This is a genomic window from Spiroplasma sp. ChiS (assembly GCF_002968355.1).
In the GTDB taxonomy this organism is placed as follows: domain Bacteria; phylum Bacillota_I; class Bacilli_A; order Mycoplasmatales; family Mycoplasmataceae; genus Spiroplasma; species Spiroplasma citri.
Genome location: NZ_PUUH01000282.1, coordinates 1 through 8,921, shown reverse-complemented (window position 1 = coordinate 8,921; position 8,921 = coordinate 1). Strand labels below are relative to the sequence as shown.

Genomic DNA, 8,921 nt, shown 5'->3' with positions numbered 1-8,921 from the left:
GAAAATTGTAAATAATATTTATGGATCTTACTTATTAAGTATTTTTACTCCTTTCAATCTCAATTAGAACCAAAAAATAGTCGACAATCTAGCCCACCATAAAAATAATCGATAATATAATAAAACAAATAATAAGCAATTGATAATAAATAGTTTTTTAATTAATAGCAGTTATTCATTTGCAATGTTATTAAATAAATTAGGTTTATTAGTTTTAAATTTTGTTATATTCCTTGCTAGTAGTAATCAGAAATATAGTCACAATGGTAAATGATTTAATGAATAATGTATTAATTATAATATAATTAATAATATAATTAATATAATTAGCAAACTCCCATATTATTCTCATACTAATCCTAATTATCCTTAAAATGAACGGACCAGATTTATTATTTACATATTCGCTAGCGTTAATGCTAGCAATTTTTATCGTTAATTTAAAAAAAGCAAGAAAATCTTGCTTTTTTTAAATTAATTCTGTAATTTCAACTTGAACTTTTAAGGTTTGACCATCATTCATTACTGCTCCAGATAGTGGGAAACCAGCTACTTGAATTTTAACAAAATTGACATGAAAATCAGCTAATCGTAAGTTTTGCCCTCCAGTATTAAAAACATTAACTAATGAACGATAAAACTTAACAAAATTTTCTGGAGTAATTTTATCAGGTTGATATTCTTTTCCAGCTCAAACATATGAGGCTGTATTTTCTCAAACAACATCAACACCATTAGTAGTATTATTAATTGCACTTGTTAGTAAACTCAACAAGGTTATTGAAGAATTATATTTAATATTCTTTACAAATTTTTGTAATTCGCTATCACTTTCAATTTTATGCTGTAACTTTTCTAAAATAATTTTATCTAAATTAGCAAAACCAGCCGTATAGTTTACATCAAAATTTTGATAAATTTTAGCAAATTCTGGCGCTTTATCAATTTGAAAAACTCCTTATGTATTGAAAAAATTAACAATTACTCTGGAAATTTTTTGAACCATTCCATTTAAAACAACTTTCATTTCTTCTGGATTATCAGTAATAACATATTGAATCACATAATCTGAAGTTGTTGATAAAAGTTTAAAATTAGCTTTAAATTGAAAATGGAAATCTAATCTAACTGTTTTCACTTTTTCTAATCCTGGTCGATCTAAAATTTTTTTTAATTGTGCCATATCAATAAAAGTTAATTCATAATTTAAACTATCACTTAGTAATTCAATTGGTTTACTATCAGGATAATAATTTGAATAGTCATTATAAATCTCATTACAAATATTATTAAAAACAGCAATAAAACCATTTTTTAGTGTTGCTAAATCATCCTTCACATATTCATCCATTTGGTTTAATTTTTTACTTTCCGTTTCTTTATTGACCATTGTATATAACTTGTCAAATTTATTTTGATATTCAGTACTATTAATTGTATTTTTAGTTCGTGCATAAACTGAAAAATTGTTTATAGCACGTTGCGAAATTTTATTTAAAATTTTAATATCTTTTCCAACACCATTGTTATTATCATCTTTAAGAGGCGTCTTACAACTCATAATTGGACTGAATCCTGCAGTTGCTAAAAAAGTCATTCCTAATAAACTCATTAGTTTTTTCATAATTTAAAATACCTTCGTAATATTTATATTCATACTTTCTAATTATAACTTAAAAAATAATTTAAAACTTAAATATCATAATTACGGCTTCTTATCGCTAGCCGATGTTAAAAATTCTTTTTATTATATTTTATTAAATTAATGTCATTTATTTTAAAAATATTAGTAATATTTTAAAAATCATTTACATTTTTCACTTTATCATAATTATTTTATTATTAACAATTATTTTTAAATTAATTTCCTTTCTATATCTTTTTTTTAAAAAAAAGCAATAAAAATTGACTTTTTTAATGTATTTTCAATAAAAGCAAAATGTGTAACTAAAAAGGAGATTTTAATTACACATTTCAAATATAAACTAATGAAAACTATAAAATATATGTTTCTCTGTTTGCTTAAAATTAAGTTATTTATTATAATATTAATTTTAAGCACCCCCATATATAACAAAAAACTGGTTTGATGAAAAAAAAGTAAATTATTTCACTGCTAAATCAATAAGTTTTAAAATATATTAACTTTTTTCTTTATTTACAATTTACAAAATAATTCATAATTTTGTTTGCATATATATTATAATACAAAATAGGTCCTAAATAAAAAGTTTCAATATTGAGAAAAGGAGAAATACAAGTAATGAAAAAAAATACTAAATTTGTTAACTGTATTAGTACCTGAGCTTTTTGCGTTCAGAATTCTTATATTGATATAGAATTATTTCTTGATGGAAAACAATTAAAAATCAGACATAATTATTATTTTTCATCATCAAATTGCGCTTATTGTACTTGAATTAAATTAAAATACAATGCAATTCGTCTTGTTGGTAAAGTTGATGTAAATCCTCTATTTTTATTAACAGCGGAAAAAAGCAAAACAATTTGATAATTGATCTAATAGTAAAGAAGAGGAATTACAAACAAAAAGAAACGATAAAAATTATAATAAAGATATTTTAATGAAAGAAGAATTTAAACTATGATTAATAGAAATATTACATGGTTATATTCAAGATTTAATAATTTTAAATCAAAACAATCAAATAATAAATCTTATAGCAGAAATAGATGAAATAAAATCAAGATTAGATAAGCTAGAAGAGAAAAAAACATGCTTAGACAATATTTTTGAGTCATTTAAAAATAAAACTCTTGCTGATGTGCTTGGTGATGCTTGAGAAAAAAATTAAAGAAAATAGTGACTCTGCTTTAAAAGTCATTATTAAAGAATCAGGAAAAGCATTCGCTACCGGAATACTTAAAGGTATTGCGAAAGGTTCTGCGCCTAGTATAATTAGCTGTGTTGCTAGTTCTCTTTTCTAAAATGTATAGGAATCAATATTTATTTTAAATAGCAAAATAAAAAAAATTAATCTTTATAAAAAAGTTTTTAATTTTTAATTGAAAACTTTTTTTATTAAAGATGTTTTTTAACTTATTTTTATGTTATTACTTAATAACAGTTTTGCTACACTTATATTTACAATTTACAATATTAAAACATAATTTATTGATTTTTTAAATTATGATAGAACTATCTTAAAAATATTTTTAAAAAAATAAATTAAAAGGTAAAAAATAGTAAAGATTTAAAATATTGTATCATTTGTAATCACTACTTTATTCATTACTATTATTATAACAACATATTATAACAACACAAACCAGGACATAATTTGATAAAGATGTTTGCAATAAAACCTGCTGATCTTGCTACCATTGCAATACATTTATAATTAATAAGTTTTATGTTAAATTTTTTACGGATAGTATTAAAACTAGGTAAAATATTATAACTATTGCTCTTTTAAAAATGTTTTAATTTTTTCTTGTAAAGTTGTTTGACGCTTTTGTGGTAAATTATTAACTCCATATAAAAATGCTGATGGTTCACCAATTAAATACAACTTAGTTTTAGCACGGGTAATTGCTGTATAAATTAGATTTCGTTTTAACATCATTCAAAAACTTTTTGTTATTACAAAAATAATATTATCATATTCACTGCCCTGTAACTTATGAACACTACAAGCATAAGCTAAAGTAATATCATAATAAAGTTCTTTAGTATATGTAATAACATTATCATATTTTACTAAAATAACATCATTTAAATTTTTATCTTTTTTAATATCAATAATAATGCCAACATCACCATTATAAATTTCTAAATCAGGTCGATTCTTAAGTTGCATAACTTTATCATTAACTCGAAAAAAACGATGTCCAATCTTAATTTCTTTTTGACCTACTGCATGATTCATTCGATTTTGTAAATAAGTATTTAATGCATTAATTCCAACTGGACCATTATACATTGGAGCAATTACTTGGATAGCATTATAATCTGTTTCATATTGATTGCTAATGTTTTGATATAAATCACCAAGAACTGTTAATAATGCTTGCGAATCAGTTTCATTAATAAAAGTAAAATCTTTTTTATCAAATAAATTATTATCTTCAAAATGTTCTTGTTCAATTGCATAAGATAGTTCTAAAATGTCATTTCCAGCTTCTTGCCGATAAACTTCTTCTAATTTAATAACATTAAAAACATCACTTTGAATAATATCTCGTAACAAATCACCACAAGCAACTGATGGCAATTGATTTGGATCACCAATTAAAATTAATTTACGCAAATTAACACTAGCTTTGGCAATTTGTGCTAATAACAAACTATCAACCATACTAACTTCATCTAAAATTAAAATATCATTTTCTAAAGGATTATTTTCGTTATAAAAAAACTGATTAGTTAAAGCATCATATTTTAATAATTTATGAATTGTTAAAGCTTTCCGACCAGTTTTTTCTCGTAATCGTTTTGCTGCTTTTCCTGTTGGTGCTGCTAACACAATTTTTGATTGTTGGTAAACTTTTTTAAAAAGACTAACAATGCCATCAACAACTGTTGTTTTTCCTGTTCCAGGTCCCCCAATAATAACTAAAAAATTAGAATGCACGGCAGCCTTAATTGCTTTTGTTTGATTCATATTATAAATAATTTGTTTTTTATTTGTTAACTTCTCTAACTCTTCTGTTAATTTTTGATCATCATATTGGTCAGTTGTGTTCAAACCAACTAACATTGCAGCAATATTTATTTCACTACGATATACTTCTGCAACATAAATTTTATCATTCTTAAAAATTAGTAATTTAATTTCTTTACTATATTTTAATCCTGCTAATAATTGTTCTTTTGTTAAAGAAGAAAAATGCTTTTGTAAAATTTTTGTTAATTCATTTAATGTTAAATAAGTATCACCATTATTATTGCAAAATTCCTTTGCTAAATATCAGGCATAATAACCAATTCGAATATTACTAAAAGGTTCTTGCTCAAATGATAAATAAATCTTATCAATTGTTTTAAAAGCAATATTATCTTTTAATAATAATGAATAAGGATCTTTTTTTAATAAAGAATAAATCTGGTCAACATTATATTTTGTTTTTAATAAAGATAAAACTTGTAGCGATAATCCTTTTTGATTAAATTGGTGATTTAATTCATCATCACGACTCATTGACTGAAATACTTTTGCAATAATATTAGCTTGTTTAACACTAATCCCTGGGATTTGATGTAAGGTTGATAAATTTTCTTTAATCTTAGTAATCACATCTGTTTGATAATAACCAATAATTATTTGTGCTGCTTTTTCACCAATTGTTGGAAATAAACTACTAGTTAAATATTTTAAGACCTCATCATTACTACGCGGAGCAAGTTTATGAACTTCTTTAACTTCAAAATTTTCACCATAACGTTCATTATATACAAAGTCCCCACATAATTCATATAATTGTTCTGGTTGTAAAACTGATAAAAATCCTTTAATAAAAATAAAATGTGTTTTATCATTTTCTAATTGAAATTTACAAATCCGATAACCATTATTAGATTCAAAAACAATTAATTTTAAATAACCCCGTATTTTTTCAGCCATTTTAATAATCCTTTCCTATAAATATCATAATTTTTGATTATCTAAATAAACATCATTAATAACTCCACCGCCAAGACAAACTTCATCAACATAAAAAACAGAAGCTTGTCCTGGTGTAATTGCTTTTACTGTTGTTGCAAATTGCACAAGACATTTGTTATCATTTAAAACGGTTATTTTAACAGGAATATCTTTTTGACGATAACGAAACTTAGCTGTACAATTAAATTCTTTTTCACGGAAAGTATTAATTCAATTAACATCAGTAACAAGACAACTAGTTGAATATAGTCATTTTTCTTCACTACTTTTTGCAACATATAAAATATTTTTTTCAACATTTTTACCAGCAACAAAATATGGTTCACTCATCCCACCTAAATTTAAACCACGCCGTTGACCAATTGTATAATACATCACCCCATTATGATGACCAACAACTTCTTTTGTTTCAATATCAACAATATTACCATCTTGATTTGGAATATAATTTTGTAAAAAAATTTTAAAATCACGTTCGCCAATAAAACAAATCCCTGTTGAATCTTTTTTATTAGCCGTGCTTAAATTTTGCGTCATTGCAATTTCTCTAACTTCTTTTTTTGTTAAATTTCCTAACGGAAAAAATGTTTTTGATAATTGTCCTTGGTTCAACTGACTTAAGAAATAAGTTTGATCTTTATCTCGGTCAATTCCCCGTAATAATTGATATTCTTGTAATTCTTCATTGAAACGTACCCGCGCATAATGCCCCATTGCAATAAAATCAGCATGATAATTATTAATTGCATAGTTTAAAAAATAATTAAATTTAATATATTTATTACATAAAATATCTGGATTAGGAGTTCGCCCCTTTTGATATTCACTAATAAAATGTTTAAAAACATATTCTCAATATTCTTTAATAAAATCAACACGGTGCAATGGCACTTGTAATGTTTTACTAACATTAACAGCATCATTATAATCAAGTTCTTGTGGGCAAATAATATTATTAATTGCTTTATTCCCTAAAATATCATTATTTAATTGACTGTCCCAATTACGCATAAAAAGACCTTCAACATCATAACCTGCTTGTTGTAATAAATATAAACTAACTGAAGAATCAACTCCCCCAGATAATCCAACAACAACTTTTTTCATTGCACATCACTTCCTTTTTTAATAATAATTTAGTACTATTATTTTAACATTGAAAATTAAAAAACCCAAGATAAGAAATTGGTTTCCTATTGCTTAAAATAATTTCCTATATAATTTAAGATCTTTCTTTTTTACTTTTTAAAACTGCTGCTAACATCAAAATATTTGCTATCAATAATAAACTATAACTAATAATTTGCATAATACTACTTGATCAATTAAAAATATTGTTCATAAAAAAAATAACTATATAATGCAAGCCTGATCATACTCCATTGTATCAATTTCATCATAAAATTGACTTGCTTTGTCCGAGCGAACTATTAAATTTACTCCTTCCACTATTTTTTTATTTTCATTTTGCTTAATATCAAACTTTTTATCATAAGTTTCTTCCTTATCACTTTTCGTTTGGATAGGAGTAACATTACCTGTTATTTTTTGCGAAATATTTGTTTTTTGACCTGGCATTTTATTATAACTTTGAGTAAAAAAAACATCTTTTTTTGGTGATGAGTTCGGTAAAGTAAGTTTAGGAAAATGATTTGTTAAACCTAACTTTGATTTTATATTTTGTTTATTATCACTATTAGTTAATGATTGCTTTAATTTTTCTTGATCTTTTTGAATTATTTTTTGAGCAGCAGCACGAGCTTGTGCTTTGACTGTTGCATGGTCAACTTTAACTTCAGCAGGTTTATTATTAAACTGAACATCATTATTTTTCTTATTAAAGTTTAATAAGTCAATTTTTTTTGTAATGGTTGGTGGTTCATATAAGTTTTCCTCATTATCCAATTTGATTTTTTCATCAAAAGTTGATTTAATTTTATTTAATCGGTGATGAAAACTTGTTTTCTCCTCTTGTAATTTTTCAGTTTGATGATGTAAAATTTTTAATGCATTTGGATTATCTAAATTTAAAATTATTTTCCGTGACTGGGCGAATGAAATTAAATCATTATTTTGATTCACATTTTGGTTCTTAGTGAAAAAATAATTATTTTTAAAAAAATGGCTATTTTCTTGTAGCAAAAAAGTTGCATAATTGTTTGAAATAAACTCTTGGGACTCAATGTTCTGGTTATTATGAACACTTTGCTTAATTGGTTTTATTTTTAAAATTTTAATATCATTACTTTTCATTATCAACACCCATTTCAAAACAAATTCAGAACTAATACATATTAATTATATCCTAAAACAACTAAAAAACAAAGGAAATATTGAACCTTTTTTTGTAATGCCAAGTAAATATAAAAAGCAATTAAAATTTTAATTGCTTTTTATATTTATAAAATTATTTATTACAATTTCCTTACAAACTGCGTTCATTATCTGTTTTAACAGGCTCTAATTCTTCTAATGCATCAAAAAATTCATCATTATCATCAGATGATATATCATTATCAATCATTTGCTCAGTATTTGAACGTGATGAGGAAACTGTACTAAATTCATTAAGAATGTCTTTAAATTTATTAGCAAGATCTTGATTTGAAGTTGAAAGACGTGACATCATTTTTACTATGTCAAAGTTATCTAAAATATTTTCAATTTGGCTAAAAGTCAGATTCTAAATACTGATATATATTATCTCTTTTGGCAATGTTCTTTATTTCTTCAAGTTTACGCTTTGCTTCTCTTTCAACTTGTTTATAATATATTTGAGCATTAATAACAATATCTTGTTGAAAATTAATTTTTTTTCTTTCTTCTTTTGTTCTTATGTCAAGTCATTTATTATAGTTAGTTCAATAATAATGTTTTTTTAATAACCAATTTTTTTCACTATTTCATTTTTTGCTAATTTTATCAGCAGTAAAATTTCATGCTACTTTAGTTTTTTTTACGCATTTTCTTACTCCATATTATCATTTTATATGCTAAATATATTTTTCCTATATTCTCAATCATTTTTTTGCTAAGCAGCCCATAATATTAATATGCCCCTTTCATAATTGAAAATCATAAAATTAATATTTTATGCTTTTCATTTTATTTTAAAACATTAACTATTTTAAAATAGAATTTTATTTTTAATTTATGTTTTATTTACTCTTTTTATACTATTATTATTTAATTTAATTATTTTTTAAATGAAATAATTTATAATGCTTTGTTAATAAAAACAATTAATTAAAGTCATTTATTTTAAAAAATATTAACCATTTTTTAAAATCATAT

8 protein-coding genes are annotated in these 8,921 nt (G+C 23.8%); 2 read left to right on the top strand and 6 right to left on the bottom strand.

Annotated elements, in window-relative coordinates; all coding sequences use genetic code 4:
* Nucleotides 1–469 precede the first annotated feature (469 nt).
* The gene (locus C6B38_RS11430) at nucleotides 470–772 is read right to left on the bottom strand and encodes a hypothetical protein (RefSeq protein ID WP_233485635.1); all 303 of its coding nucleotides are present in this window, start codon (nucleotides 770–772) and stop codon (nucleotides 470–472) included.
* Between the two features lie 186 nt (nucleotides 773–958).
* Nucleotides 959–1,624, bottom strand: a complete 666-nt coding sequence (locus tag C6B38_RS11425) for a hypothetical protein (RefSeq protein WP_233485634.1) — start codon at nucleotides 1,622–1,624, stop codon at nucleotides 959–961.
* Between the two features lie 639 nt (nucleotides 1,625–2,263).
* Between C6B38_RS11425 and C6B38_RS10680 the strand changes: the two genes are divergently transcribed.
* Both C6B38_RS10680 and C6B38_RS10675 read left to right on the top strand, forming a co-directional pair.
* The gene (locus C6B38_RS10680; protein ID WP_199558613.1) at nucleotides 2,264–2,515 is read left to right on the top strand and encodes a hypothetical protein; all 252 of its coding nucleotides are present in this window, start codon (nucleotides 2,264–2,266) and stop codon (nucleotides 2,513–2,515) included.
* 70 nt (nucleotides 2,516–2,585) lie between these two features.
* Nucleotides 2,586–2,816 carry a hypothetical protein gene (locus tag C6B38_RS10675; RefSeq protein WP_199558612.1) on the top strand — a complete coding sequence of 77 codons (231 nt, stop codon included), beginning with the start codon at nucleotides 2,586–2,588 and terminating at the stop codon, nucleotides 2,814–2,816.
* A 606-nt stretch (nucleotides 2,817–3,422) separates the two neighbouring features.
* Here the strand turns inward: C6B38_RS10675 and recD2 are convergent.
* From recD2 to C6B38_RS11420, 4 genes are all read right to left on the bottom strand, one after another.
* Nucleotides 3,423–5,585, bottom strand: a complete 2,163-nt coding sequence (gene recD2, locus C6B38_RS06970; RefSeq protein ID WP_105299095.1) for an SF1B family DNA helicase RecD2 — start codon at nucleotides 5,583–5,585, stop codon at nucleotides 3,423–3,425.
* A gap of 15 nt (nucleotides 5,586–5,600) precedes the next feature.
* Complete coding sequence (mnmA, locus tag C6B38_RS06965) at nucleotides 5,601–6,734, bottom strand: tRNA 2-thiouridine(34) synthase MnmA (protein WP_105299094.1); 1,134 nt, start codon at nucleotides 6,732–6,734, stop codon at nucleotides 5,601–5,603.
* Between the two features lie 246 nt (nucleotides 6,735–6,980).
* Nucleotides 6,981–7,880 carry a hypothetical protein gene (locus C6B38_RS06960; protein ID WP_233485633.1) on the bottom strand — a complete coding sequence of 300 codons (900 nt, stop codon included), beginning with the start codon at nucleotides 7,878–7,880 and terminating at the stop codon, nucleotides 6,981–6,983.
* Nucleotides 7,881–8,052: 172 nt separating this feature from the next.
* Complete coding sequence (locus C6B38_RS11420; protein WP_233485632.1) at nucleotides 8,053–8,256, bottom strand: hypothetical protein; 204 nt, start codon at nucleotides 8,254–8,256, stop codon at nucleotides 8,053–8,055.
* Between the last annotated feature and the right edge of the window lie 665 nt (nucleotides 8,257–8,921).